29 protein-coding genes and 1 tRNA gene are annotated in these 26251 nt (G+C 37.1%); 1 reads left to right on the forward strand and 29 read right to left on the reverse strand.

The features are described from left to right. Positions 1 to 53: 53 nt before the first annotated feature. The 7 genes from ACULEU_RS13460 to ACULEU_RS13490 all read right to left on the reverse strand — a co-directional run bounded on the left by ACULEU_RS13460 (position 54) and on the right by ACULEU_RS13490 (position 5548). Positions 54 to 686, reverse strand: a complete 633-nt coding sequence (locus ACULEU_RS13460) for a hypothetical protein (protein ID WP_445453077.1) — start codon at positions 684 to 686, stop codon at positions 54 to 56. A gap of 227 nt (positions 687 to 913) precedes the next feature. After that, complete coding sequence (locus tag ACULEU_RS13465) at positions 914 to 1249, reverse strand: putative peptidoglycan-binding domain-containing protein (RefSeq protein ID WP_445453078.1); 336 nt, start codon at positions 1247 to 1249, stop codon at positions 914 to 916. Continuing rightward, positions 1246 to 1668, reverse strand: a complete 423-nt coding sequence (locus ACULEU_RS13470; RefSeq protein WP_445453079.1) for a glycosyl hydrolase 108 family protein — start codon at positions 1666 to 1668, stop codon at positions 1246 to 1248. Before ACULEU_RS13470 ends, ACULEU_RS13465 begins: the two co-directional genes overlap by 4 nt. Next, on the reverse strand, positions 1668 to 2261 hold the full coding sequence (locus ACULEU_RS13475; RefSeq protein WP_445453080.1) for a hypothetical protein: 594 nt from the start codon (positions 2259 to 2261) through the stop codon (positions 1668 to 1670). The genes ACULEU_RS13470 and ACULEU_RS13475 overlap by 1 nt, the downstream gene beginning before the upstream one ends. Before the next feature lie 11 nt (positions 2262 to 2272). Beyond that, entirely contained in the window at positions 2273 to 3223 is a 951-nt protein-coding gene (locus ACULEU_RS13480) for an NHL domain-containing protein (protein WP_445453081.1), read from the reverse strand. A 21-nt stretch (positions 3224 to 3244) separates the two neighbouring features. Then, positions 3245 to 3625, reverse strand: a complete 381-nt coding sequence (locus ACULEU_RS13485; protein ID WP_445453082.1) for a hypothetical protein — start codon at positions 3623 to 3625, stop codon at positions 3245 to 3247. 12 nt (positions 3626 to 3637) lie between these two features. Beyond that, positions 3638 to 5548, reverse strand: coding sequence for a hypothetical protein (locus tag ACULEU_RS13490; RefSeq protein WP_445453083.1), 1911 nt, complete (start codon positions 5546 to 5548; stop codon positions 3638 to 3640). A gap of 304 nt (positions 5549 to 5852) precedes the next feature. On the opposite strand from ACULEU_RS13490, the gene ACULEU_RS13495 reads away from it, so the two are divergent. Continuing rightward, entirely contained in the window at positions 5853 to 6230 is a 378-nt protein-coding gene (locus ACULEU_RS13495; RefSeq protein WP_445453084.1) for a hypothetical protein, read from the forward strand. 52 nt (positions 6231 to 6282) lie between these two features. On the opposite strand, the gene ACULEU_RS13500 is transcribed toward ACULEU_RS13495, so the two are convergent. The 22 genes from ACULEU_RS13500 to ACULEU_RS13605 form a co-directional block, all read right to left on the reverse strand. Next, a complete protein-coding gene (locus tag ACULEU_RS13500; RefSeq protein WP_445453085.1) occupies positions 6283 to 8313 on the reverse strand; it encodes a hypothetical protein in 2031 nt (676 codons plus the stop codon). A gap of 20 nt (positions 8314 to 8333) precedes the next feature. Continuing rightward, positions 8334 to 10559, reverse strand: coding sequence for a hypothetical protein (locus tag ACULEU_RS13505; protein ID WP_445453086.1), 2226 nt, complete (start codon positions 10557 to 10559; stop codon positions 8334 to 8336). Next, entirely contained in the window at positions 10556 to 14749 is a 4194-nt protein-coding gene (locus ACULEU_RS13510; RefSeq protein ID WP_445453087.1) for a hypothetical protein, read from the reverse strand. The genes ACULEU_RS13505 and ACULEU_RS13510 overlap by 4 nt, the downstream gene beginning before the upstream one ends. Further along, on the reverse strand, positions 14749 to 15342 hold the full coding sequence (locus ACULEU_RS13515; protein ID WP_445453088.1) for a hypothetical protein: 594 nt from the start codon (positions 15340 to 15342) through the stop codon (positions 14749 to 14751). Before ACULEU_RS13515 ends, ACULEU_RS13510 begins: the two co-directional genes overlap by 1 nt. Beyond that, positions 15339 to 15791, reverse strand: coding sequence for a hypothetical protein (locus ACULEU_RS13520; protein WP_445453089.1), 453 nt, complete (start codon positions 15789 to 15791; stop codon positions 15339 to 15341). The genes ACULEU_RS13515 and ACULEU_RS13520 overlap by 4 nt, the downstream gene beginning before the upstream one ends. Before the next feature lie 65 nt (positions 15792 to 15856). Continuing rightward, positions 15857 to 16063 carry a hypothetical protein gene (locus tag ACULEU_RS13525; RefSeq protein ID WP_445453090.1) on the reverse strand — a complete coding sequence of 69 codons (207 nt, stop codon included), beginning with the start codon at positions 16061 to 16063 and terminating at the stop codon, positions 15857 to 15859. Between the two features lie 11 nt (positions 16064 to 16074). Beyond that, complete coding sequence (locus tag ACULEU_RS13530; protein ID WP_445453091.1) at positions 16075 to 16956, reverse strand: hypothetical protein; 882 nt, start codon at positions 16954 to 16956, stop codon at positions 16075 to 16077. An 11-nt stretch (positions 16957 to 16967) separates the two neighbouring features. Continuing rightward, positions 16968 to 17501: a hypothetical protein gene (locus ACULEU_RS13535; protein WP_445453092.1), complete on the reverse strand. Its 534-nt coding sequence runs from the start codon at positions 17499 to 17501 to the stop codon at positions 16968 to 16970. A 3-nt stretch (positions 17502 to 17504) separates the two neighbouring features. Next, on the reverse strand, positions 17505 to 18092 hold the full coding sequence (locus ACULEU_RS13540) for a hypothetical protein (RefSeq protein WP_445453093.1): 588 nt from the start codon (positions 18090 to 18092) through the stop codon (positions 17505 to 17507). A 9-nt stretch (positions 18093 to 18101) separates the two neighbouring features. Further along, positions 18102 to 19643, reverse strand: a complete 1542-nt coding sequence (locus ACULEU_RS13545; protein WP_445453094.1) for a major capsid protein — start codon at positions 19641 to 19643, stop codon at positions 18102 to 18104. 2 nt (positions 19644 to 19645) lie between these two features. Then, positions 19646 to 20029 (reverse strand): hypothetical protein, encoded by a 384-nt coding sequence (locus tag ACULEU_RS13550; RefSeq protein ID WP_445453095.1) that lies wholly within the window; start codon positions 20027 to 20029, stop codon positions 19646 to 19648. Between the two features lie 25 nt (positions 20030 to 20054). Further along, positions 20055 to 20726 carry a hypothetical protein gene (locus ACULEU_RS13555; protein ID WP_445453096.1) on the reverse strand — a complete coding sequence of 224 codons (672 nt, stop codon included), beginning with the start codon at positions 20724 to 20726 and terminating at the stop codon, positions 20055 to 20057. A gap of 128 nt (positions 20727 to 20854) precedes the next feature. After that, entirely contained in the window at positions 20855 to 21139 is a 285-nt protein-coding gene (locus tag ACULEU_RS13560) for a hypothetical protein (protein ID WP_445453097.1), read from the reverse strand. A 52-nt stretch (positions 21140 to 21191) separates the two neighbouring features. Further along, positions 21192 to 22601: a phage portal protein gene (locus ACULEU_RS13565; RefSeq protein ID WP_445453098.1), complete on the reverse strand. Its 1410-nt coding sequence runs from the start codon at positions 22599 to 22601 to the stop codon at positions 21192 to 21194. A 3-nt stretch (positions 22602 to 22604) separates the two neighbouring features. Next, entirely contained in the window at positions 22605 to 23873 is a 1269-nt protein-coding gene (locus tag ACULEU_RS13570; RefSeq protein ID WP_445453099.1) for a phage terminase large subunit, read from the reverse strand. 189 nt (positions 23874 to 24062) lie between these two features. Then, positions 24063 to 24302 carry a hypothetical protein gene (locus tag ACULEU_RS13575; protein WP_445453100.1) on the reverse strand — a complete coding sequence of 80 codons (240 nt, stop codon included), beginning with the start codon at positions 24300 to 24302 and terminating at the stop codon, positions 24063 to 24065. Between the two features lie 57 nt (positions 24303 to 24359). Further along, positions 24360 to 24605: a hypothetical protein gene (locus ACULEU_RS13580; RefSeq protein WP_445453101.1), complete on the reverse strand. Its 246-nt coding sequence runs from the start codon at positions 24603 to 24605 to the stop codon at positions 24360 to 24362. Positions 24606 to 24644: 39 nt separating this feature from the next. After that, the gene (locus ACULEU_RS13585; RefSeq protein WP_445453102.1) at positions 24645 to 24800 is read right to left on the reverse strand and encodes a hypothetical protein; all 156 of its coding nucleotides are present in this window, start codon (positions 24798 to 24800) and stop codon (positions 24645 to 24647) included. 220 nt (positions 24801 to 25020) lie between these two features. After that, a tRNA-Met gene (locus ACULEU_RS13590) sits at positions 25021 to 25093 on the reverse strand. A 211-nt stretch (positions 25094 to 25304) separates the two neighbouring features. Further along, positions 25305 to 25436, reverse strand: a complete 132-nt coding sequence (locus tag ACULEU_RS13595; RefSeq protein WP_445453103.1) for a hypothetical protein — start codon at positions 25434 to 25436, stop codon at positions 25305 to 25307. An 82-nt stretch (positions 25437 to 25518) separates the two neighbouring features. After that, positions 25519 to 26007, reverse strand: coding sequence for a hypothetical protein (locus tag ACULEU_RS13600; protein WP_445453104.1), 489 nt, complete (start codon positions 26005 to 26007; stop codon positions 25519 to 25521). 2 nt (positions 26008 to 26009) lie between these two features. After that, a complete protein-coding gene (locus ACULEU_RS13605; RefSeq protein WP_445453105.1) occupies positions 26010 to 26246 on the reverse strand; it encodes a hypothetical protein in 237 nt (78 codons plus the stop codon). Positions 26247 to 26251 lie beyond the last annotated feature (5 nt).

Here is a 26251-nt window from a genome sequence, read left to right on the forward strand (position 1 = left end):
CGATGCAAAATCAAATGCTCGGGGAATTCATTCAATAAACTAACCAAATTTATTTAGGGTTTAAACGGCCATATCCGTTTGTATCTTCGCCATGCCAACCAACCCGCAATGATAAGGGTTAGTATGATTATAATCCAAAGGAAGTTAATTGAAAACCGGAAAGTATCACGTTTATTATCTTCCTCTGCTTTACTTGATTCTTTGGCCATTTCTTTGGCCATTTCATCAGATATGCCTTTTTGCTCTGTTTCCTTTGTCAAGTCTTTTTTCTCTTGGGAAACGGCTTCTTTTTGAGTTTCTTTTTTATTATTGGTTTCGGTTGTTTTGGTGTGCTTTGCATTATTAAGCTCTTTTTTCTGGCCTTTATCATCAATATAAGAAGCTGGCTTATCGGGATTGATAGGCTCAATAGTTTCTACTGTTTTGGTACCTTCTTCCGTTTTTTCAACAACAGTGTTTTTCTTCACATTTTCAGTTGAAGACTCTTCTTTTTTAGTTGAAGTAGTGTCGATTGATTTTTGATTTTCATTCAGAGTTTCTTTGGCAGCTTCATTCTTTTTAACACTAGATGTCGAAGTGCTTCGGGTACCAGCGCATGAAGTCAATGAAACTAAAACGAAAATTGCCACTATAAAGCCTAAAATCAAATTTAGCTTACCTTCACGATTAAATTTTTTTGTTTCCATTATCTTTTAAACTTTAAATATTGATGTTTTCCGTAGATGTAAATGCTATCTTTCGATATCCTGATTGAGTTCTTATTCTTGCAGATGTAAATTGTATCTTTTAAAAATGGTTTTCTGTCTACTATTTCGAACTCTAGCGTTACAATAATCTTGTTTTGGACTTTCTTCATTGATTGGCCAAAAACTAAAAATGGAAATAGTAGGAATAAGATTTTCATTTTATCAATTTATTGAACTGCTCTAGATATCCAACCTGATAAAAACTTTGTTTGTGATCGGTTTTTCTGAACTATTCTATTATAGAATTTTACTCTTTCAAGCCTAAAACGTTCGACAAAAAGACTGTCATTCTTTTTCTTGATAACATTTAATAAACTATCATACTTTTTCTCTACTAATAATTCAACAACAATAGTATCTCGTAAACGAATTGTATCATGAATTATGATAGTTTTTGGCGCAATGTGAACTTGTGCATTATTTGCACTAGTTGGCTCAATAGATGCTGTATGCTTTGAATTGCAAGAAGTTAACAACACCAGAAATAATACTAAATATTTCATGCTACTTGATTTAAAAGTTTCAGAAAATCATTATCCATTTTTGAAGTAATTTTCTTTTCAGGAATTCCCTTGGCTCTTTTAGCCATTTTAATTGAAGCTCCAACTCCTGCATTAACGGCCATATCATAAATTGAATTAGCCATATCCTGATTGTTGATCTCATTTCCTCTGATTGGGGTCCAATAAAATCTTTTGTAAATGTCTTTCACAGTTAACAAAGACAGATTTTTCATTTCCTGAACCGTTGGAAGTTTTCCCATATATTGCATCAACACAGGAGCACTGATTCCGTATTTAGTACCGATAAGTTTTCCTAAATCTTTTTTACCACCGGTCCAGTTTCCATTATCATCTTCGTCATCGGTATATCCACCTTCAAATATTCCGGTTCGCTTGTATGCTTCTTCAAAATTTGCCATTATTCCGGATTGTTAGAATTATTTTCGTGTTGATTTTGGTTAAAGTTTTCGGCTTCGTTTTTAGTTGTCTTGAATAAATCTCCCAAATCCCCATCTTCTTCAAAGTTGTACACTTTCTTCATGATCCATTTAGGCGGGTAATCTTCGTTAGAAAGCACAAAAATTGACTTTAAAGCTTTGGATGCCGGATAAAATAAAGTCATTACCTGGACCAATATTTGGAAAGCTTCAGAAACAAAAGAATCACCAGCAAATCTACCAACGATGCTAAGCAAAATGTAAACGACAATAACAACCATCAACATCAAACTGGTTTTCTTTAAAAAAGTCATCCAATTAAAAGTATTGGTTTTATAGTGCTTCATCAACCCAACAAAAGCATTCAAAAAAACTATAACCAAGAATCCTGAAACAAACTCTTTATTATTGGAAAACCAAAAATGAATAAGATTTAAGATGTAGGCAACAGGACCGAATGTGGCTACCAGTTTTCCAACAGTTAAAAATTTTTCCATTAAATAAGGGTTCTTATTATACTTTTGGTCTGCGATGAAAACCATAGAATAGTATATATTATTGATGAATGCCGTCATTGTGAATGCTTTTATGGAGTTACTTTTCTAATTCTTTGGTTGTTGGTATCAGCTATGTAGCGTTTTCCAGTGCTGTCAATTGCGATGCCTCTTGGACCATAAAGCGAAGCTCCAAAAGCAGTAGCGTTCACAAGTCCGTCCCTAAACTTAGGTATACCATTCCCAACAGAAACCGTAACAACACCGCTAGGACTTACTTTCTTTTCCTGATGCGTTACATTATCAGTAACATAAAGATTTCCTGAGCTATCAATACAAACGCCGTAGGCTAAACCAAAACCAGAAGCATATACTGAAACGGTGCCGGATGGCGTGACTTTTTTAATTTGGGTACCATCGCAAACAAACAGATTGCCCGAAGTATCAAGTGCAATTCCTTTTGGATTTGTGAGGCCGGTTACGAAAGTTGTAATGGTTCCCGAAGATGATACTTTACGGATGCGCTTGTTTCCGGTATCTGAAACATAAATAGTTCCTGTAGCGCTATCAATAGCTAAGCCTTCGGCATCTTTAAAATCGGATTGGTTGAATGTGATGGTAGTACAGTTTCCTGATGTTGTAACTTTTCGTAGTCTATTGTTATCCATTACAAAAACGTTATCCGAAGCATCTGTGGCAATAGCTGTAAGGTCTGCAAATAGAGTAGTAGTAGCAGTACCATCGGCAAAGCCATTTTTAAAACTTGCATTGGCAAAAGTAGCATCTCCACAAAATTGAGAAGTGAAGCCACTAGGTGCAATCATTCGAATAACATTGACATAATCATCAAAAGCATAAATGAAACCATTTGAAGCAGCTGCTACACCTGTAACATAAATGTAAGTTGACTGATTTCCGGCTCCGTTGTTGTAGCTGTTATTAGAAATGTAAATACTCGGACTTGTAGTTCCGGAAAGTGTCGATACTTTTGTTTGCCCCAAAAGCAAAAAGGGAATCAATAATGCGAAAATTAGATTCTTCATTTTATATAAATTTATTGGTTACTATTTTTTGTAATGTTTGAAAAATACGATTGAGGAAATAATACTTATAGGTATCGCGAAGTACCAACTAGCGTATAGCATTGTTATATATCCGCCTATAGCGGCACCAAAGCCACCCATAAAAATATCTCTTGAATCTGAAACATCTTTACGAGTCATTTTATCCTGAGCATATTCCCATCCGGCAGAAACTACACAAACTAAAACACCTCCCAAAAATGGATAGAAATAGTTAGTAGGATGTTCCAAACTTAAAGGGAAGCTTTGACGATTGCAAAATAGTAGTAAGCTAAAATCATAACCTACTGCCAAACCGATAAGTACGTGATACCAATTACGGATATCCTTGATGTACGTTTTAAAAGATGTTTTGTTTCTCATGTTTTCTAAGGATTAGTTGGTTATTTCGTATGATTCTAAAAATATGCTTTCTGAAGCACTTGTATTTTGAATCGAAACATATAAGTAATTATCTACTGTAGGGTCGAACGTTCTTGACGCACTTGTACCGCTTGTAGCTGCCGCAGCATCATTTATATATGAAATACCATCGTTTACCCCTTTAAGATTTCCGCCATCCTGCCAAAACTTACGCATAACTCCTACACCTTGAATTGAAGAAGAAGTGGTGTAAGTTGCCATACGTCCCGTAGTTCCGCTAGGCATTGTTGCTGAAGTTGATATTTTAATTCTAAGTGTTGAAGTTGAAACCGCAGTAGTTTTATTTATATTCAAACGCCCTACCGTAATCCAATCATTTGTTGTTAGCGTGTTTGCTGGAATAAATAACTGTAGTACTTGTGTTTCCGCAGTTGTTCCCGTTACTGGACTTCCTGCCGTTCCACTACGTGCTAATACCTTTATTCTACCATTTAAAGCCGTATTCACAGCCGTAGCACTTGGAGCTATTGTAGTCGATGCTGAAAGACTGTTTTGTACTTTTGCGTCGGCATAACTTTGAGTTGCATAACCAGATAATGCAGTAGTTATTTGAGACGCTACAGCACTGGCATTAGTGTAAAAAGTATCAAAATAAGTTTTTAGAAAAGCTTTCAAATTGGTAAAAGACAACTTCTTTTGCTTGTTACTATCGGCTGTATCTGTGATGTTTAATAAATCAGCATCAATAGGAGTTGTTTTGCCTGTCAATTCATTTATAAAAACTCCAAAAGAAGATTCTGTGTATTCACTAGAAAATTTAAAATTTACCCAAGCCGACCCGTTGTAATATCTGTAAATTGATGACCCAGCAGTATATCCAACTCCGTCAATTGTAGTAGTTCCGCTAACAACATTAACCGAAAATCCTTTGTTTGTTATTGGTGTTGGGTCTGTAACCGTTATGGTTCCGTTTGTAGAGTACTTAGCATTATTTACCGCTGTAAAAGATGCTGTTTTCACTGTTGAAGTTACTAAATCACCACTTTCATTTATTAAATTCCAAATTTTTGAGTCTAAAATAGATACATCACTATTGGGATTTAGATATCCTTTTACATTTTCAACATTATCAGCATCGTTAAAAACAATAGCTGGAGTACTAGTATTTCCTATTGATTGAAATCCCCCTGCAATAATAACTTTGTCCGTTTCTGCGCCAACATCTGTTACTTGTTGTAAATTAGGTGTTGCGCCGCCGCCACCGCCACCACCAGCATTCGTAAACCATCCGTTAATGGCCGACCAATAATAAACGCTGCTTGATGAAAGATCACTAACAACTGCATAGCTTCCTGATAATGCCGAAGGATGTGATGTATTGAGTTCTTCAAAACTGTCAAACTCACCTATGTATAGCAATCCATCAACTGTAGTAAATGCAGAATCGGTCACATTAATTTGAGTTACCAAAACAGAATTTAAAGGGATATTCGGACGAACTGCAACCCCTAAAGTTTCTATTCCCGTAATTACTGAAAGAGTCGAAGTATTATTCATTACAACTATATCAATTCTTGACTTACCCGTATCAGCAAAAGGGATTGTAAAAGTTGAGTCTGTAACTGTAAAGTATGTAAGGTTGTTGATTAAAGCTTGAACACCAGCGGGAATCGTTACATCATTATCAATGATGGTTATTTCGTCAACATAAATTAATCGGTCAATGTAGGTTTGAACAACGGCGGCTAAAATGGTTTGAATGTTTAGCTTTTTGGTAATGCCGCCAGAACTTATTGGAATGTATGCACTAGCTAAAAATGTCATTTGTTCGTCAAATTCTTCTATAGTCTTAGCATTATTTTGAATTTGATTGTACTTCTCATTTATTTGTGATAGTAGCGTGTAAATTTGTTGGAGTGTCATTTTTTATATTGTTTGTTCGAAAACAAATTTACTATTTTTATTAAGACTAAATAAGAATAAGGAAAAAATATTATAATCTGTAATCCAAATCGTTAGGATTTAGTAAATTTGCCTATATGCTTGAGCTTGTGATTCTTTTCTTTGTTTGCGTTGGTGGTTGTTCTTTGGTTGCTAAAATCATAGGGGATTCGCTTTTTGGCAAATCACCAAGAAAAGACAGTTATATTGATAGGTCAGTTCACCATCATTATTACGATAATAGGAGCGTTAATGTGGATAAAGAAACTTTTAAAAATTTGAAGTGATGAAAACAATTCCATACATATTCAAGGATGTTGAAAATTTAATGTTTATAGGCGATAAGTATTACCCAATAAGAAAAGCATTAATAGGATGTGAACAATGTCCTGATTGTACTTTTTACGAATCTCCATCAGGAAAGAAGTTTAAAACTACATATTGCGAAACACATTTGAAACAGAGTATTGAAAAAGTTAAGCATTTAAAAGAAATGCCTAGAAATACAGGTTCGAATTATGGTAATTATTCAACTTATAAAGCCAAAAGAATTGAAGAATTTAAAAAGTTAGTTGAAGAAGGTAAAATATTTATAAATACAAAACCATTACCCTCTACAAATAGCTTTAGAGAATATTTAGAACAAATAAAACCCGCCAATTAAGCGGGTTTTTCTTTGCTGTTTCTTTGCAACTATATTGTTATTGCAAAGAAGATTAGTATTTAATAAAGCTATCATTCCCTTGAATGATTCCCGGAATATTAGCATTAGATGCGTTACCAGCTCCGAAAGTACTTCCATCTGAATTGTATACGTTACCAGCTTTTAACATCGTAGCTTTTAAAACATAAAGATTGGATTCTTCTAATGGTCCATCCGATTCAAATTCGCCATTTTTAATATACTTTACACCATCGATAAAAACGTTTTTGTGTGAGAGTGCCATTTTTAACTTTCTCCACATTTCCTTTGTTGTAGGCTCGAAAATAAACTTTTCACCCTCATACAAATCAGCACTCAATAAAATGGCATTGGTATCGGTTTTATGGATTGAGCTTTCTTCTTCATCCCCATTTTCAATTCGAGTGTAAAGCATACGGATTCTGTGACGGATTCCCGTTGCGTAATTCACATCGTTATTTTCGTTATTCCAATAATTGATGTCGAGCGTGAATTCGTGGCGCACTTTCACTTCTATGCTTTCTGAAAGATGCTCTATAGTTGTGAAATTAGGGTCTGAACTCGTTAATTTTACTCTTATTCTTTCATCCATATATGGTAAATAATCTATCGTAAACTCATAGATTTCGAAATCATAGATATTGTAAATACAACCCGCTATAACACTTATTTCACCACCCGAATAGGTTTCGGTAATTACTAAGATATCAGCGTTTTTGCTTTCATCAAAAAGAGTCTGTTCTATTAAAAACCATGATCCTGCAATGTTGATATAATTTCCGACTACTCCCCACTCTGGCAAAAGTCCGTTGAGCGCATGAGTGCCGTTTACAACATCAGTAGTGTAATCGTAAGTATCTCCGGCCATGAAGTAAATTCCAACTTTACCATTGCCTAAATTATACTTTCTTGCATCGCGTTTGTCTTTTACTCCTATATAATCGCTTTTTTTGATTACAGGAATTGTATCTTCAGATAAATCAGGGTTGATGACTTTTACTTCATTTACAGCATAGTTTGATTGAAACTGATATGTTTCTATGTCGGCAGTCTGTTTGAACTGTATTTCATGGTAAGGAACCTCAACATCCACATCACAGCTCAAAGTGTTTTCATCAGTTTTGTAATTGGCAGCACTTCCCCAAACTATAGTTTGTGCAAGTCGAAGTCCGTTTGATTTGCTATAATAAAAATGAGGAACATAAATATTAGCATCATTGACTACAAAATCTATATCGAAAGAACATCCCAATTGATCTCGTACATACATTGTGTAAGTATCGGCTACAAGTCCAGAAAAGATATTTGAACTTTGCCAAGTAGTGCCGTCAAGTGAATATTCCAAATCCAATCCGAAGGTAAACCGATTTGATACAGTTATAGTTGCTCCATTTGGAGAATTGTTAACTCCTATTGCAAAGTTTGCCGAATTAAGCGGTGATGGTGCTTGAAAAGTATCTGTAAATTGTGAGCCTTCCGAGTTTTCAACTGTTAAATTACCAAAAGCACTTCTTAAAACAGTGAACTCGAAAGGATTTTCGGTGTTTGGATTCAAAACAAAAGGCGAAAGTATTTTAGTGGCCAATACCGAAGTTTCAACCGTAACTTTCACATTTTGGCAAGGGTCAGCATCTGCTTCGGAATAAGTAACGCTGTCGATAGTTATTGGTGTTGGTGCTGCTTCGTTTTCAATTGTGACTTCCATCACCTCTGGCAATGTATTATTGTCAACGAAAACCGCCCCGGGATATGTTGCCTCAATAGTAACACTTCCGAGCCCTTGATTTACAGCTCCGTTTGTTGCGGTTACCGTAAATAAACCTGTGGAGTTGTGATCTAAATTAAAGGCGGTTTTGTAATTCTGAGAAAGGTACCCAGAATAAATAATCTCTGGTTCTACTTCTCCGATATCATAGCCGTTTGGAATTGTGGTCTGATACAATCCAAGTCTTAAGTTTTTGAATGTTTCTCTAAGGTCAAGTCCAAGAGTATCTTCTCCGATATGAATTTCATCGTTGACTTCTGGTATCTGTAAAAATGTTATTGTGAATTTTGAATTTGCCATGGCTGTAGTATTTTTTTAAATTATCGATTTGATTTAAGTAGCTTCCAGGATCCTTTACCGTTTGGCTTGAGGTTGAAAAGAAAGCCCTTCTCTAATTCTGATTTATCATTGATGAATTCGATTGTTCCGTAAAAGTTAGGTATTTCATTCCCAAGTATTACTGTAGTTCCTTGAACTTGCTGCATGACATCGAAATCACACTCATGCTCAAACTCTATCCATTCATTTACAAATCGAGGCGTTCCTAGTTCGGTCACTATGATATTTCCGTTTTCAGCATATTCATTGCCACCAATCAACTTTGTTTTTAATTGGCTATTTGCAGAAGAACTTCCGAATCTGATGTAATCGGTTATGTTTTTCTTAAGTCCCGAAGCAATTACCCATCCATGTCGCAAAAGCATATTGAAAGGCGAAAACCTTAAACTATCTGCTGTATCTGGCGCAAATACTCCCGTTGGCTGTTGCGCGAAATCATCTTGCCATTTTCTTTGAAGAAATACATTCGACAAACCTCTTTTCAAATCCAAGAACCAATTATCTTCATCATATTGGGTGTCTAAAGTGTCGAATTTTGAAATAGGTTTTCTTCTTGCAAATTCTTTACCATAACTATCGGCTCTATAAATTGACATCTTTGAAAATGTTTTCTTTGGCCTAATTATAGGAGTTGTAAAATTTGTTTTTCCGTTAGGTTCGTCAAGTCCCTGAGCTTCGGAATAAACCCCGCCGTTATCGTACCCTATATCAATGGCCGAACAATAAAACTCAACCGCCTCGGTACGCTTCAATTTCTTAACCTGATTCGGCAGTTTAATTGTAACGTTGCTGTTGTAGAAGTAGCTCAAAGGCTCTATTCTGATTCGCTCTTTGTTGTTGATTTCTTCGATACCCATTCCAACGTTAAAAACCGCAGAAGTGGATTGAACAAGGTCTTTAAGTGATGTCTTGAATGATTTAAAAAGATTTGGAAACTGCTCTGTCGATATTGGCAGTTTATCAAATCCTCGAATCCAAAACCCATGAGTTGAACCAACAAATGCTCCCGGTCCATCTACCGGATATCCTATATCAATTCTACCAAAATATTTAGAATAAAAAACATCCTTTTTTGAAGAGCAAATTGTGGCTAGTCTATCAAATAGATCATGCACGAAAACAAACTTTGATTTTGATGGCTCAAAAAAGCTATCTTCTTCACAAAATACTTTACCTGAAAAATCGCTAAGGTCTGCTAAGAAATCAACTGAAGCTCCCAAATCAGAACCGATATAAAACTCTAAAGCAACACTGTCCCCTTCATCAACATTAAATGTTTCGTCAAAGTTTAACTGAAAAGTTTGTCCTGATATTCCAAAAACATTCGGTAAAGAAGTAGATTGATATCCGGCATGAAACAATACTCTTCGGTCTTTTAGTTCATAGGCCGTTCCGTTTCTGTACGATGTAATGCAAACTTTAAAGAAAGCCCAATCTACGGGTTTATCATAAATTGTTGGCTTGAATTGCACTTGGCTACCAATTAATCTAACAGTTCTACTTCTATCGAATAATGCTAACATTACACGTCCAGATGAACCGGTATCTCCGGGACCCGCTAAAGTTGGTAAAGTGCTTTGAGCCTGTTCGTGAGATTGTGATTTTAAAGTCAAAGGAAATCCACATCCGGCATATCTGGTGTTACCATCGCTAGAGTAAACACGAATTCTCAAAGGATTGCTATCGTTGTTAGCTTCCCAAATAGATTTTAAAAATATTCTTCGGCCTTCAAATAAAACCTCGTTGGTTTGAATTGGTGTTAAGATATCGCCATCCATAGTATCTAGTCTGTCAATCTCCACCGTTTCACTTTCACGGGTTTTAATAAGTTGTTCCAATCCACCGGAATTGAACTTGATAGAGACCTGATTATCTTCAAAACCCCAAGTTGACATATCCAAATATCCCCAATAGCTTTTGGTCCATCTGTCAGTCTGTGGATGCTTTTCGTATTTAGTCATTCCCAATGGCGCATTGATGCCTAAAATATCTCTAGCATAGTTTATATACTCTGCGCCATTTTCGATGAACTTAAGAGAGTTTGAAAACTTTGGAAAAATACCGTGATACTCTTCATTTCTGGCAAACTCTTTATCGTCGTTTTTCCATCCGATCGGTTCGGTTATAACCAAATCATCAAAGCCTGGTGATTGGCACCAAAGTATGAATTTTTCTCTATCGTTAAAAGCTTGATTTATATTACTCATCTTTTATTCCAATTAGTATTTGACAATTTCCAAAGTTCATGGCCTAAATCGAATTTGTTATGCAAATGAATACTCGCTTTACTTTTTCTGACGGCTTCGGTATTTCTTTTTAGTTCATCCAATAGCTCTTTTGAGCCTCCGTTTGATTGATTGATATTTATAGATGTAAATTCTTTTAGTCTTAAATTATCTCTTTGAATATCTTGAGCAATTCCGGTATTAACATACTTTTTATAATCCTCTAAAGACTTGTGTACCTTTTGCTTTTTGCGAAGAAATACTGCAGTAGGTCTATCTGGAGTAAGCAACGGATTTGAACCATCTGCTTCAGAAATAACCTCGCGCACACCACGGCCATTTTGTTTTCCATCACCAACAATTGCCCACTCGTCAGGACCGTCTTTTCGACCATCTTTATATTTAGGAAGTGGAGTGGCCAACACAATAGCTGCTTGAACAGCTCCGGTACCAATAATAAAAGGAAGTAATGAACCACCGAATACCGGTCCAAGTCCAATTGGAGGCGGTGCAAGAGCTGCAATAGATGCCATGGCTGTTTGAGCAGCTATTGTAGCTAAAGAAACAACTTTACTAAAAACAGCGGCATCATATTCTGCTTTACGTTTCTTTTTCTCTAAAGCAATTCTTCGCTTTTCCTTTTCTTCTTCAAGTAGCTTTTTTTGTCTGTTATCATTTCCGGCTGCTTCAATTTGTTGATCATAGAAGTCGTTGCTTTCTTGAATCTCTGCATCTATGTTTGAAATCTTAGCACTGAATATCGCATTTGCCAAATCAATAACTGCATTTGCTGCTTGTTGGGCAAGTTCAATAGTTCTGTTTTTTAGTTCTAACCTTAAGGCTTTTTCTTCCTTAGCTGTTTCTTCATCATTTGCTAGTTTTTTAGCATTGGCAGCTTGATTATTTTCGACATCAATTTCACTCAATCCCTTTTTTAAATCCGAAAGTTCTTTTTCTACCTCAGCTCTTTTTTCAGCAGAAAGTTTTGAGCCTTCAAGCGCATTGTTATCTCTTTGAAGAAGCAATTCTATAGCGCTGATGCTTTGCTCAATTTTTAACCTAGAATACTTTTGAGAAATATCAAAAAGCTTCTTTTCATGGCCTTCGGTAGCCTTTTCAATTATCTCAAAATTGTCTTTATTGACTTCAAGAATTTTAAGGAACTTTTGATTTTCGGCTTCAATTTCTTTATTTTGTTGAGTCTCAAGTTTGGTGTCTTGTAAATCAATTTGCTTTTGAATAACATTGGCCTGAGCATCTACAAGCTTTTGTCTATCGGCTTCGCCTTTCTTGGCAGCCGTAGTCAATGATGCTTGATACTTTTCATAAATCAACTGCTGTTCGGTAGTTAATTTTTTAGAAGTGGAACCCGTTTTAATTAACTCTTCAATCTGCAAATCAGAAAGCTCTCGAATAAATACTCCCTTATCTTCATTATACTTGCCAAGGTTTTTCAATTCATTTTCGGCGGCTTCTTTTATTTTGGTTTGAAGCAGTTGATTAGAATCCAAGAAAGCAGTTATTCTTTCGTCAAAAGAAGCCTTTTCATTATTGACAATTTCGTTATCCATATCGATGGCCACTTGAAGTCTGAACTGTTGCAACTTGAATAGATCATCAGCAGCTTTCTTTTCGGCATCATAGATTTCTTTAAGACGTTTTTTTCTTGCTGCAATGGCTTTTTTGTCAATTTCGGCTTGGGCGGCTGCATTGTCAACATTATTTTGTTGCTCAAGGTCTGTCAATAGCTTATTGAATTTGTCGTACTCACTTTTATAAATTTCTTGCTTTTTAGTAAGGGTAGCTTTGAGTGCATCATTATCTGCTTTTTCTTTAACAAGTAAATCATTCTTATCCTTAACACTTTCGCCAAAAGGATTTCTAAGAGCAAGGCTGTTTATATCGTCAAACTCCTTTTGAGCCTGAGCAACTCTTTTATTGGATTCTTCAATTTGCTTTTTTGTTCTTTCGGTTTCGGTACCTTCAAGGGATTTTAAAACAAACTCCTGACCCTTTATGATTTCAACTTTTCTTCGTATTTCTTCTTCATCAAGTTTTTTAGAATCTTCGCCCTTGGCTCTTCTAAGCGATATCTCATCTTCAATGGCTTTAAATTCTTTTTCGCGTCTTTTATCTCTTTGGTTTGTATAAAGATTCTCTGAATCGGCAACTTCTTTTTGAGCATCATTAACAGCCTTTACTCTTATTTCGGTTTCAGATAACGTATCGTTGAAAACCATATACGCTGCAACAGCAGCCGCAACTAATCCCGCTATCAAACCCCATGGCGTTGCTTTGGTTGCCACATTAAGTCCATTTTGAGCAACTGTAGCCGCTCTGGCAGCTTCGGCTTGTGAGAGTATTGATTGGGTACCTATACCTGTAGCTAATGCAAATCGTATTTGTCCAGCAGTCCAAGCAACTTGCAATGCAGAAGAAGCCGCTATTACAAAATTATAAGTCTTCACAACTCCCAAATAAGTCAAGAATACTGCTCCGGCCTTTAGAGTAAAATCAATAATCTGTTTGAAATTATCGCGAAGGAATTTCAATGATTTAGTAAGTGCATTGGTGCCTCCTTCGGCATCGTTAACCTGAAGAACGTATGCTTCCCACTTATCTCTCAAATCAGCAACAATAGAAGCGATACTTTCCGATGCTGCAGCAACTTCTTTGTTCAAAGCCTTATTGACTTGATATTCCTTATTTGCTTGAGCAATTGAACCTTCAAGAACTCCATAGTTGGCAGCCAAAGCACCGATAACAGTAAAGGCTCTCTTTTCAGTGATTTCAACATCTGATAAAACTCTTGCAAGGTTTTCGCCTTCGCTTTTAGCTTTGGCCAAACCGCCAACGAATTTGACAAATACTCCCGTGGCATCCTGATTAAATTGTTTTGATAATTCTTTTTGAGTAAGTCCTGTAAGTTTCAAAACCTTTTCGAGATTTGCTCCGCTTGCAATAGCATTGTTAATTACAGAGAAAGTAGATTGAATTGCACTTCTTGATGCTTCGGCTTCTGATCCTAATGTAGAAGTTGCAGAACCAAGCGCCAAAACTCCCTGAGCTGATGTTTTGTAAACCGCAATACCTTTTTGAATCTCGGTTGCATTGGCTAAAACTTCGGCCTCTGTGGTTGCGTATGAGTTACCTAATTGCGTAATAACAGATGCCAATCTATCGGCATTATCGAAACTATCTGATGACACCTCAATAAACTTCGCGAACTGTCCTACCTGTTCATCTGAAATGATATTCGATGTAAGTTTCAGTTTCTCAATGGCTGTAGAGAATTTTAGAATGTTTTCAGTTCCTGTAACTCCCAACTGTCCGGCAACCTCAGCAGATTGAATAAGTCCGTCAACCGTGATTCCGTCAAGTTTATCTCCAAGCTCAACAACTTCACGCCCAAATTGCTTCAATGCTTCTCCGGATATGTTTGTGGTTTTTCCAACTGCAATAAGTTGTCGGTCGAAATCTTTTACAACGTTGAAGATGTCTTTTACTACAGTACCAAAAAGAGCGATTCCGGTAACTAATCCGAAAGTTGAAATCAAACTTCTGGCCGTCTCGTTTAGTCCTGAAAATGCACTAGAATAGTTTCCGATGTTTTTGGAGTAGTTTTTTATGGCTGCATCAACCGCTTTAACTCTGGCATCTAATTTGTCAAATTCAACCGTAGCCCTTGCAATCTCGATATTGTTTCTTTTTTCAGCAGAAAGCAAATCGGCCAATCTTTTTTGAGATTCGTTACGCTGTTTATTCAGCCTTTCATAAGCCGTTACAAGACCTAGACTTTCTCGAACTTGTTGCTTTATCTCTTTATTGGTTTCCGATAATAGAGTGCGCTCTTTTACCAGCGCTTTGTTGGTTCCTTCAGTGGCAAGTTCGTTTTTCTTTTTAGTGGAAATCAAGGCCAATTCCAATTGGTTTTGTTCTTTCCAAATACCGATGGCCTGTTCTCCAAGTTCATTTGATTTTTTCAAATTAACCTGAAGTTCTTTATCGTTTCGAGAGTTTCTAACCTGTTCATTGGCTGCGTTCAATGCTAAAATAGATGCAACAAACTCTTTGTTTTTATCGACTGCAGGCTGTAGGTTTTTAGCATAGGTTTCGCCCCATTGTAAAGCCTCATCTTCGATTATTTTCTTACGTGTTATTATTCCTGACATTACTTCTTGTTTTTAGCGTTTTGTTTTTCGATTGCTGCAATTTTATTCTTGACTTGTTTCTCTAGGGCATCATGGTACTTTTCAACCGATACCGTATAGAAATCAAAGTCAAATCCGAGTATTGATATAAAAGCGCCCATGTTCTCAATAATTGAAAAACCTGATGATTCTGTTTGCTCTGATTGCTTTGGGAGTTTCTCTTTGAACTTGTTTATTTTTATGGTGATAGCCTCGCTTTCTCGGTCGATGCGTTTCAAATCTTCGTTGTAGTTCTCAAGAGTTAATCTGTAGCCATAGGATTGAAGCAATTCAATCAAGTCATTATCTACATTGAACTCAAGGGAATCAACAGCGCATTTTATGATTGTGTACTTTTTATCTAAATACTCGATTTCTTTATAAACATTGAATACCTTACTATGCTGTTGTTTATTGTATTTTTCATTGAAATCGGCTTGTAATTGCTCCCAAATCAAAGCCAATTCATTGATGTCGATTTCTTCTTCATTGGAGCACAATAGACGAATGTTTCCGGTTTCGATTATCTCAATTTGAGTTACTTTGGGAAGTGTTCTTAGTGTTTTGTAAATCATAATAAAAGTTGTTTTTGATAGTATTCAATCATGAAAGGCTTTAGTTTTGTATCGATAAGGTTTTCAAGGTCTAAATCAGTAAGTCCGAATAAATCAGACGAAAGCCAATTTTCTGAATTTAGTATTATTGATGTTTTGGGGTCTGATGAACCAAATACAACCATGTTATTCTGAACTTTTGCATATAATCCCTCGAGAAAGCTTCCGGTATCTTTTGCCGTGAAAGGCTCTCCGGCTTTTTTATCTCCCTTAGTGATTATCTCGGTTGCCTTAGAGTAGAATCCAATAGCATCACCGTAGATGTCTTTGCTTTTTTCGTTTAACTGCTCTCGGTTTAGCTGAACAATTTCGGATTCGATACTTTTAATGAAATCGAATAGCTCTTTAGATGCTCTGTCGGCACTTAAATTGGCTTTTACTTTGTAGAAATGTTGCTCTATTGCTCCCATTTTTATAAAAAAAGAGGCCTAACACCTATTAAGTGTCGGCCTCTTCTACAATAAGATTTAAAAATTTACTTTACTTCTATGTTTTCAACTGCTTTAGATTGAGATTTGTTGTGCTCAATCAAGTCTTTGAAAAGCTTTTTCATTTCTGATGACCTTTCTTTTGCTTCAATTGATCTAAAGACGTGGGTCATTGAGAATTCTGCTTGGAACTGCTCGAATGTACCATTCCAACCCTCTGCGAAAGTGATACCTTTATACTGAAACTTTTGCATAGTATTCAGAATTAAGCTGGAATACCAGCGATAGTAAGGGCACCATCACTTTCGTAAGTTGCTTCAGTTTGCTGAACAACTCCGTTAAGATTGATGTACATTCCGTTTGCAAATCCGGTTCCGGTAAGTTCGTAAACTCCGTTAGCATCGGCAGCAACGAAAGTGTGAGTTTTCAATGTTCCATCAGCGTTGTAAAGTTTTACATCAGCATCTTCAAATGCAGTTACTAAATCTTCTCCGGCACAACCAGCAGAAGCAGTAAACTTGATTGATGTAGCGCTTGGAGTACCTGACAATGCTAAAGTAACATCGAAAATACCTTGCAACTCGATGTGTGACCAAGTCGGACGAAGTACAACCGGTCCATTTTCGAATTCTTTGTAGTCTTCGTAAGTTACAGTTACCGGAGTGTATTGTGGTTTTTCATCGGTTGCATCAACCATTTTACCAACTTCGATAGTAACTAATTGACCACGAACTTTAGTTCCGTCAGGAGTTGTAGCTTTGATTTCTTGAGCATCCGTGAACTCATAGATTCTCATTTTTTTACCGTTGTACGAGGCTAATGCTCTGTGAGAGCAAACACCTAAGTGCACCTCGAAAGTTCTGATTTTCTTACCGTTTTTAGTTTTATACTTTTTACGAGCTTCGTAATAAGTATCTTCGGTATCAGCAACTGCCAATTGCTCAATTTCGTACAAAGGAATAATTTCCTTTGCTGCTTCGGCTGTTCTCCAATCTGCTAATGTTTTAGCTGAAGTTGCCGTGGCAAACTCCTGATCAGTTGGAGATAAAGCATGACGAACAACAGGACCATTTAAGCATTGCTCTTTGGCTCCTGTGTTTAATTGTGATGCGCCATCTTGAGCACATTCTACGATTCCATATCCCATGATAATATTTTTTAATGATTACAATTAAATGTGTATTTTAAAACACCGTTTATTGAAAAAGTGTGATAGGGTTGCATTCCATTAAGTTTGATTTTTGAAATATCAAAACCTTTGAATACATTCTCGATTCCTTTTTCAATTCCGGTAGGCGTAATAGTTCCTATTTTTTTTAATAGCTTATAGCACGTTTCCTGAATTTCAGCATCCGGCCAATATGTTTTTCCTGATAACAACTTATCCAAGTTCAACATAAAGACAACTTTTACATTAGCTTCAACTTGATTGTTTTTGATTGTCTCTTTATCTTCAACGATAAAGAAAACATTTCCACCAGGTGCATTCTTACCATCATAGTAAACCTCTTTTCGCTTTGGGTATTCGGCATAAAATTCAGGAGTAAATGATTTTAAATCTTTCGATAAAACCTTTTGAACTCTACCATAAAAATCTACATTATCAAATCCAAGCTTATCACTCAATACATTTTGAGTGATCAATATTTTTGCATCTGCGCCAATAGCCGGATAATTGTTGTAGTTATTCATGGTTTACCAAACTGATTTGCTGTCAACGGTTGGAACGATTGGAAAAATCTTTTCAGAAGCAATCGAAACTGCTTTGTTGAATTTTTGAACCAATCCACTAGCGACTAAAACACCTCCATCGTTTCTGAATCCCTCAAGTTCAAGTTTTAAATTTGATATTGCGAGTTTAGCATTTCTTTCAGTTAGGTTACTTTCTTTAGTAGCCATCAAATACTCAAGAACCATCATAGCTGCTTTATAACCAAGAGCATCATCAAACAACACAATGTTATCAGTGATGATTTGGTCATAGTCAACAGTGTTGTTGTATTGCTTGTTTTTATCCATTATTAATGGAATAACAAAACTGGCTGCTTGAAATCTGAAACCTGTAAGAATATCATTGAAAGTATCTTCTGCGTCCGATTCTTCTAAATCCGGAGTTGCAGCAAAGATGTTTTCAACAGTAACTAATTGATGGAATGCTTTAAAAAAACGACCTGATGAACCAACAGAGTTGGCTTCCTCTAATTGAAAGGGGAAGCCTGACTCTAATGGTAAACCGAAACCTATTCGGTTAGATAATGACTCTATGGTATCTTCAGAATACATACTATGCTATTACGCTACAGTCGCAGTGATTGTTACAGTATCAGAAGCTACAGTTCCAGCGCTATCAGTTACAGTTAACTTGAATACATAAGTACCAGTTACTAATCCTGTCGCGGTTGGAGTTAATGTATCTCCGTTTGTGAAGCCAGCTGTATTTGGTCCAGAAACTTGTGACCAAACTGTGGTTGCGATTGTTTTGTCTCCAGCTGCAGTTGCAGTACCGGTTAAAGCTTTAGTTGCTGAATTGGCAGTTGTATTAGAACCGGCATCAACTACTGGAATCTCAAGGATTGCTTTTAAGGTAGTTTCTTTAGCTTTCGATAATCCGTTAACCATTTCAATCAATTCTACATCTGTATTTTCTGTTGTAGCAGTAACTTTAACCGCAGCCAAAGCATTGATTAAGTTTGCAACAGTTACAGTGCTATCGCCGTAGATTGTGATTGTAGCGTTACTCTCTGTTTGCCCAGCTGTAGTTTGTGCTTCCTCGCAATCTAAAATATAGATACTATCCATATTGTCGATAACCGGTAAAACTAAAGCCTGAGAAGAAGTAAACTCTCTGATTGGGTCGTTTTTGTGATACTTAGACAACAAAATGTAGTTGGCCACTTTTGTATAGTCAACTTGTTTTGCCGGGTGATCTTCCTCTGCCAAACGACCATAAGTTAATGTACCTACCTGAGTTGTTGTTGTAAACACAACCGCATTGTCTGCCCATGGATTTTTAGTAGTCCTGTTGCCATTTTTCTCGAAAGTAACAGTTCTATCAATCACATGGATTTCGATGCCGTGAGAAGCCGAAAGAGAATCATTGACCTGTGTCAAGTTTGGTGTTGGAATTGCTGTTCCGGTAAACCCTAAACTGAAAGCAAAATTCTGTTTGACTTGAGAGTTTGACCTAAATACATTCCAAGTGCTTCTATCCATCCAGATATGTTGAAGAACATCTCCATTCTTTTTGGCTTCAGAAACAATTCTTTCGATATCATCGATTGGTTTTGCATCTGGATCAGACCAAATCTTTACAGCACCGTATTTGTTTTCGTCCGGATGTCCGAAGTTAATTCTGATTTCCTGTCCAGGATTATCTTCATTTGTAATCGATGTTACACCTGAAGAAAAAGCCTGAAGGAACATAAATTCCAACGCTTCATAAATACCGACAGTACACTTCTGAACATCTCCAAATAATTTTCTGATGATTTCGTTATCCTGGCCTTGTGTTCTTTGAAGAATGCCAATGTCAGACATTGTTTTTTCATTCAAATACAACTTCATTCCAAGTTTAGGAATATCACCTTCATACTTTTTCAAAGAATCTCTCTTTTTAAGAGGAAGTGATGAATCTAATGCTACAACATCGGCTGAAACCATTGTGTTGTTAGAGGACAAAGAGCCCCATTTCAAAGTGGTTGAGAATTCAGGTCTCAACATGATAAGGTGCAAATAGGTCAAAGGGTTCTTAGAACCATTGATTTTTTCTACAACCTTTTGAGCGATTGGTGCGAAATACTTCGCTACCCACTGGGCAAATAATGACTTTTCCATAATTAATCTTTAGTGAATAAAATGTGGGTTAGAGCGTCTTTTGCACCTTGAGGCACAGGATAAGGAGAAGCTGCTTCGTTAACATCACCTGAAAGCATGATAGCTGCCATTGGTTTTGATTTCAAAACAGTCGAGATTAGCACACCTTTATAAGTGTGTTGCGATGGTAAAGACACATAAGCGCCTGAAGAAACATTCAACGGCTTGCATTCGCCAGTCGCGGTTTCTTCAATGATTATATGCCCGGCTTTGATAACGTCAGTCGGCGTGAAGCCGGTTACATCTAACGTTTTTCCTCCAGGAATATCAACCAATATTTTTCTGATAACGATTGAGTCATTATCAGTACTGATTTCTTTCGGAGTTCCGTTCAAATCTGTTTGCATAATTGTTTACTTTTTTTTAATTGTTTTACAATGAATCAACAATGTCTCCAATGAACTTATCATCAGGCTTTGTGTTAGGATCGCCTAACGGAGTAGGACCAGCATGTTGTGTGCTGTCTGCAGCAGTTTGAGTAATCTCAGAATACTCAGTTTCCAAAGCTTTGATTTGGTCTTCGATGGGAGTTTCTGATGCTACATCAATTCTGTTTAACCAACTTTGCTTTACTTCCGGTTTAAGTCCTTTAAGAACCTCAGAATTACCAAATAGCGTAGCCGCTGTTTGCTTCTTAGTGTCTACGACTTTACCGTTTTCAATCGCCGTTACCTTTTCCAACAACTTTTTATTATCGTCGACTAACTTTTGGTTGGCCTCAATAATTGATTTTGCCCATTCTGGAGCATCTGCTGGTGGTGCAGGTGGGGTCGGCGGATCAGCTGGAGGAGTCGGTGGTGTAGGTGGAGTCGGCTTTTGATTTGCTTCTAATGTTCTGATTTTATCGTCTTGCTTTGCGATATCCTCAAAAGAAACAAATGAATTTGCTGCCTCCAAAACTGCATCAATTGCCGCCTCATCTGCGTCATCTGCTGGTTGCGTACATAGTTTAGCCGAAATCTCGTCTATCCTCTTTGTTGACAAGTTCGCTTTAGGGTATTTTACCTTGATGCGTGCCTTAATCACTTCTGGTTTTACTGCCATGATAAATTGATTTTAATTATTGATTATTAACTGAACAAATATATTATTTTTATTTAGACTAAATAAAAATAATGATAATAAAAAAAACCACCTCAAATTGAAGTGGTTTAGCAACATAGCAGTACCGGTTAACCTGCCGTTTCGGTTTCTTTGCAATTTCGTCTATTCAAATCCTGAAAGTAGTTAAATGGCTCTCTTTCCAAGGCAGCGTTTATTTCTTCCTGATTTGTATTAAATGTGAAGTCTGTCGGTGGCTTCAATATCTTGGCATCAATCATCAGATTTTTAAAATGATAGACTGTAGCCAAAGCTATCCTATGCTGTTTTGACATTTCCTCAACCCAAGTGGACTTAAATTCTTTCAACTTACATAACTCATCGATTAGCAGCTTTCTCTCAAACGTAAGCCTCATGTTGTTATGATTGAAATAGTTCAATATATTCTGTTTCAGCGCTTCATTCATGTTACAATACTTCAGGTTTCTTGGCAGTTGTTGTGGCCACTTCTTTTTCTATCATCTGAACCTCTGCATCGACATCCTCACTCATGCCTATAAATTCTACACCTGTTCGTGTCGACATCAACCCGGCATTTTTAAGAACAGAAGCGATATCAGCCGATTTCTTCAAGTCATTTGGAAGAATTGAATTGAACAATACATCAAAAAACAATTTAGAAGCATCGGTTTTCATACCAGTATTGGTTGTGGTTATGATACCCGAAATTAAGATGTTCAAAATCCGTTCATACATGGTCCGGTTTTCTCCTTCATTTGATTTTGCTTTCAATATTGGATCCAGAAACATTAATTCCAATGCAATACCAGAAGTACCCAATCCCATAAGGTTATCCAATGATAGGTTTGGGGTTGAAGAAATGTTGTAAATGAATTTCTCAATGGTTTCAATTTCCAGTTTGTTGCTCTCCGGAGACGTCTGCGCTTCAAGGAATGAAACATCTCCTTTTATTTCGTTTCCTTCAGCATCATATTTAATTGGAATTAACCAGGCTTTACCATCTTCGTCTTTATCTGGAGCGTTGGTTACATCTCCATGAATTTTTAACATTGGATGCCCGGAATAATCATTGGAAGCTCCAAGTTTTGAAACCGCTACCTCAATACGGTCAATCATCGCTTGAGTAATAAACCACTCTGGTTGTTCCTGGCTTACATAAACAATAGGGATTTTGTCAAATCCATGAGGAAGTACTTCAGGTACCGTTCCCTCGTCAACGAATTTATAGACATTCTTATCGCTGTAAACCCAAGTGTTCTTTTGCTCTTTCCCATCGGCTGATTTTGAAACAAATGCCCATGTAAACGCGATCATATTTTGGTAAGCATCAAAGTAGGGATACATAGTGCCCTTTGAATTTTCCAGAACGGAACACTTAATCTCTTTCTTTTGCCCGGTAATACCAATGCTGACAAGAAGCTTCTGGATTAAGGAACCTTCCTTAATTTCGCTCATGAAAAACAATAGCGCTGCCTGAGTTTCCGATTTCTGAACTGTTTTAAGGCGTTGAATTTTGCTGTCTATTCTGTTGGTCTTCCAAAGATTTTTGACCAATTCAGCAAGCTTTGACTTTTTGTCGTTAGGAATAAGCGTGGCTGGCTCTCCTACTTCAAATGCTACTGAAGTTCGAACAATCTTTTGTTGAAAGTTGATAGGTATTCTAACGGCATCTACCGTTTGACCTTTGACTTGTTTGTCTTTTTGAACTTTCCCGATTTGAGTTAGCCTGATGTTTCTGTCGGTAAGGGTAAACTCCTTTATAAGATTTTGAATATCATCAGGCTTTTTGCCTTGAGATTTCAGCAATTCAATTGCTTTCTTTGGCTCGGTGGCCAACATTAAAAATATATCATCCATTTTTTAATAATTTACATTTTTTAATACTGCTTTGTCGGTTGTATGAACTGTTGCCGGAGAATTGAAAGCAATGTGGCCGTAACGACCCATATCCCAAATGTGATTGAATGAATCCATAGGTTGATTAATTGCTATTCCGTTTATCTCCCTCATTCGATAATTTTGCTGCTCTTTCAGCGCCTGTTGATACAAATGGTTTTTAACGATGTGTATCTTTTTTGTCTTCATCGAGTTAAGCCAATACATTACAGATTTGGTCTTACTGATTTTATAAGCATTTTCAAATCCCTCGAGCTTCAATCCCTTAACCATTTCAACTGTACCCTTATTCTCTCCGGTATATTTATCAGCCGAATCACAAGGAATGATTTCCTTTTCGTCAATATTCAAACTGCGGAGAAGATTAGCTAACTCTGCAGGTGTTTCTATTGGCTCATAGCACAACGGCTCGATCCAAATGTTATGCTCATCTTCAGCATACCTTCCGAGAACGTTAGGATCAGTTGTGAAACCAAAGTCATTCGGATAAATAACAGCTTTATCGGCTGGCCATTGTTCCGGAGTAATCCATTCAACGTATGGGAATATTACTCCTTTCATTGCACCTCGTAATCCAAGTCCATAGACCTTCCAGTTGAACTCGTCAGCCGTTCCGTTGGCAATGTTTGTAGGATGCGGTGGCGGTTGATTTGTTTTGGACACCGGTTCGACTTTTTTTGTCAGCGGATTGTAGCACATGATTACACTATTCTCAACGAAATATGAATCAGGCTTCCATGGTTCCCAGCTCAAGATTTTGTTTTTCTCCTGTGAAGAAATATGCTTGTTATTCAAGTACGTTGTTCTCAGGAAGGCCACATCAGGACGACAAAGAACATTATCAAAGAACCAGTGATCAGTAACCGAAGGGTTGTAATCCGCCCACCAGAATTTTCTACAGCGCAACTCTACCTGATCGAAAACGGATTGACGGATAAACATCATTTCATTGAAGAAAGCGTAATCACATCCACCTCCGTGCTTACCATCTCCAAGAAAATAAATTGTGCTGCCATTTATCTTGAAGCTTTTGACCTCTTTAGCGCGATGAAAAGGATTAGGTAAACCATAATCATCAAGTCTTCGCTTGAAGTCATCATATAGAGTTGTTTTGAATTCGTTGTACGTTTCCCGGTAGATGTTGATAGTACAGTTCTTCTCAACATACAGACAAAGCCAAATAATTATATCAACTCCGGACCAAGTTTTACCAGAACGTGAGCTGCCTTCCAAGGCGCAACCCCTATAACCACCTATAAGTTCATCTTCATCATTATATTGCTGCTTGGTTATTGCATCATAAAGCAGCGCATAGTTTGGATTTGTTTCTTCATCAATGGTCTGTAGCCGTTTTCTGGAAAGATGAATTTCCCTTTCTTTCAAAAGGGTTTCAAACTCCAACATTTCAGCTTCAGTCAACATCTATTTTATAATTACTTGAAGTTTGCCTGAGGCAATCAATCCTGCTATTTTATTCTCTACTCTGTCGCGTTCTCTTCTTGACAGCGTTGACTTCTTTTCCTGAATAAGATTGTACTCGATAACCAGGCTTTTCATTTCTTCGGTTTGCTTTACATCTTTCTCGGTTTCGGCAACCTTTCTTTGCTTCCTTAATTTCTGGTACCACTTCCAATTGCCTATGATATTATTTAGAATCTTCATTATAATTTGGTTAGAATTAGTAAACCGCCTGACGAAACGAAAGGCGGTCTGTTTGTTTTAATTTGCTCTTTCGGCTGGCCAATCCCATTTAGATCGGTCGGCTTCTGTTTCTGAAGAGTGAGGAATGTTCTTAACGAAAACCATTTCTCCATTTCCATACACCGTTAAATCAACACTGCCTTTGTTCAGCTGAGTGATTTTGGCCGGATAGGTTTTCTTGTCTTTCGTTTTGAACTTTCTTTCTCTTGTACTGTCGCTGGGAGTGAATGTTACATCTGCTCCCTCATAGGGTTGTTTTTCCATAAGCTTAACGATTACCTACACATCGAGAGGTTTTGGTTATTAGGTAACAAACACATCGCTATCTCGTAACTCTATTGTCATGCCATCGTTCTCAACTGTTTCGGCAAAATCAAGTAGAGCATATCCGATTAGCTCCGGGTCTGTGGTCGGCTCATCATCTAAGAAAACAGTTCCACTGATAATTTTGATGTTCATATATTGAAATGGGTTAGTTTAAAATAAATGCCGTCTTTCCGTTAAAACCCTAATACTTCTAAAAGAGTTAAGCTGTCAGTTTTTCGATAATTTGCAGGGGTAAAAAAAGATATACCACAACCTTGACCGTTACCCTGCTTTGCAACTATTCTGATTATCGAGGCCTACATCTCCGACAAGAGAGGATTTATGAAAACGGTCTTACTTTATTTCGGCTTCGTAGCGAGAGGAGGACTCGAACCCCCGACCTGTGGGCAATGAACCCACCGAGCTGCCTACTGCTCTATCTCGCGGTTTGAAAAACCTCATAATGCATGTTATGAGGTTTGTTCGGATGATGAAATTCTTAGGTTTTAAAGACCAGGAATCGGTAATCGATTTCTAATTTCAGGTGATTGATTTTGAAAAGACTCCGCTATTGAATTCCAATTAGCATCGGCGCTCGTGCCTTTGATAATTACAAACTGCTTTGAGTCGTACAAGTCAACCACCAAGCAAAGCGCCTTAGGGTGCGTTACTTGAAATCGAGAACAACTGTGGTTGCTCTGTTGTAGGGTTTTGTTTGTCGGAAGTACCAACTGACAATGCGAAGGACATGCTAAAGCACAACACACACGCTAACAATACTTTTTTCATAATTGAAATGGTTTTAAATTACATTTCAAATGTAACATATTTTGTTACATTGTATCATATTTTGATACAAAATATTTTAAAGTCATTGTTTTAGCGCTTCTGCTGCTTTAGCAGCTAACTGTCTAAGACGAGCTTCTTTTTCTGGTCCAAAACCTTCTTCGACAATAATTGGATTGTCTTTATCGCCTTGAAAGACGACCTTTTTGGCTGGATGAAGTGCTTCCAGTTTGTGGATTTCTTTTTTGATGTTGTTGATTACGGCCATACCTCGAGGAGTTCCTTTGAACTCATCCTTCATATTCCGGATATCTTGCTTAAGACCAGCAATAGCCAATGCTCTTTTCTGCTCTACATCGGCCACTTGATTTTCGTGCCATATCTCATAGGCTTTGGCCAATAAGTTTTTGGCCTGTCTTAATCCGATTGGCTTTTCGCCGTCTTTGGTTTGGTTTTTAAATTGCTGTTCGCATTGCTTCAATATCAAATAGTCGGGCACGCCGTTAATTATCCAACCTTGGATAATGAACACACGTCTTTCCGTTTCGATTTTTGTTGCTTTTGCACCGGGCATGGTTAGGTATTTGGATACATCGCCTTGATCACTTGAATGTGTCGGCGTAACTCATAGACTCTGTCGCGTAGTTTGATAGCTTCACGCTCACGCATGACACGAATTTCTTCACTGCTATCAAGTATTGCTCCTGGTTCGTAGGCTTTCAAAGCATCTTCGCATATCTTCTTTTCCTCTTCCAGATAATCAACAATTTTATCCCTCATTTCTATAAGCATTTCATAGTTAGCACTTGCCATTTCGA

It is taken from the genome of Flavobacterium sp. 25HG05S-40 (assembly GCF_052654735.1).